The 1481-nt window shown below is 39.3% G+C and carries 1 protein-coding gene; it reads left to right on the top strand.

The window, feature by feature from the left end; genetic code table 11:
• On the top strand, positions 1-1481 hold a 1481-nt coding region (locus tag BZG02_RS20630), incomplete at both ends, for an IS1182 family transposase (protein ID WP_101263637.1).

Below are 1481 nucleotides of genomic sequence, written 5' to 3'. Positions count from 1 at the left end.
GGACAAGACAGAACGCAAACTCATCTTTTTCCCATCTCATTAGACCAATCAATTGCTAAAGACAATGAAGTTCGATTAATCGATTTATTTGTTGATAGTATTGATTTGAATGACTTTGGTTTTAAAGTTGATTTTCAGGAAAACGGCAGACCTGCCTACCGACCATCGGATTTACTCAAACTATATATTTACGGGTATTTGAACAGAACCCGGTCCTCTCGTGGTTTAGAGAAAGAGAGTAAGAGAAACATAGAAGTTATGTGGTTGCTCAGGTGCTTAAGTCCTGACCACAATACCATCTCCAATTTTAGACGAGACAATCCTAAAGCAATAAAAAAAGTGTTCAGGCAAACCGTTCAATTGGCCAAATACTTTAATTTGATTGGCGGGAATTTGTTAGCTGGAGACAGTACCAAACTAAGGGCACAGAACAGCAAAAAGAACAACTTCAATCAAAAGAAAGTGGAGCGCCATTTGGCTTATATTGAGAATAAACTTTCGGAGTATGAAAATGCATTAGCAGAAAGTGATGGTGATGAAAAAAAGACTATTCTGCAGGAAATAGAGAAACAAACAGATCGGAAAAAGGAGTATCAAAACATCGAGAGGCAAATCAAACAAACCGGTCAGCCACAAATCTCAACTTCCGATTCTGACAGCCGTCAGATGATTACCCGCAATAACATTACCGAAGTAGCGTATAACATACAAACCACGGTTGATGCAGAAAACAATATCCCCATTGATTACAAGGTAACAAATGCCAATGACAGCAAAGCCATGGGCAATATGTTGCAACGTGCAAAATCAATTTTACGAAGCAACCAATTCACGGCTTTATATGATAAAGGTTACCATACAGGTTCTGAATTCTCTATCGCGGATCGTTTGGGTATTGAAACAATCGTAGCAATCCCTGGGGTGGCAGCACAGGCACCAAACCCGCTGTATAATGTAGAAAATTTCAGGTACAACAAGCAGGAGGATTATTATACCTGTCCGCAAAACCAAAAACTAAAAACCAATGGTAAATGGCACAAAGCCAGAACATACCTGTTTAAACGATACACCACTAAGGCCTGTGCAAATTGCAGTGTGAAAAATCAATGCAGTAAAGCTAAATGTGGAAAGGCAATACAACGAAGCGAACACCAAGATCTCATCGACAAAAACAGACAGCGGGTAAATCAGAACCAAAGCTATTACAAACGACGGCAAGCCATAGTCGAACATCCCTACGGAACCATAAAAAGACAATGGGGCTTCGATCACATTATGACAAAAAAAGGTATGACAAGGGCAAGTTCTGATGTGGGCTTACTAATGACCGCCTACAACCTACGCCGTTTAATCAATATTGTTGGCATAAAAGCCCTGATAAAATGGGCAAAACAGCTATTATCTTACTTTCTTGAATTAATGGAGCTCTTAGGGTTGAAATTAGCCAAAATAAGAACTTGGTTTCTGTCAGAAAATAAAAG

The sequence above is a fragment of the Labilibaculum filiforme genome, assembly GCF_002843315.1.
In the GTDB taxonomy this organism is placed as follows: domain Bacteria; phylum Bacteroidota; class Bacteroidia; order Bacteroidales; family Marinifilaceae; genus Labilibaculum; species Labilibaculum filiforme.
The sequence above is the reverse complement of the archived record's forward strand: the minus strand, read 5'-3'. Positions and strand labels throughout refer to the sequence as shown.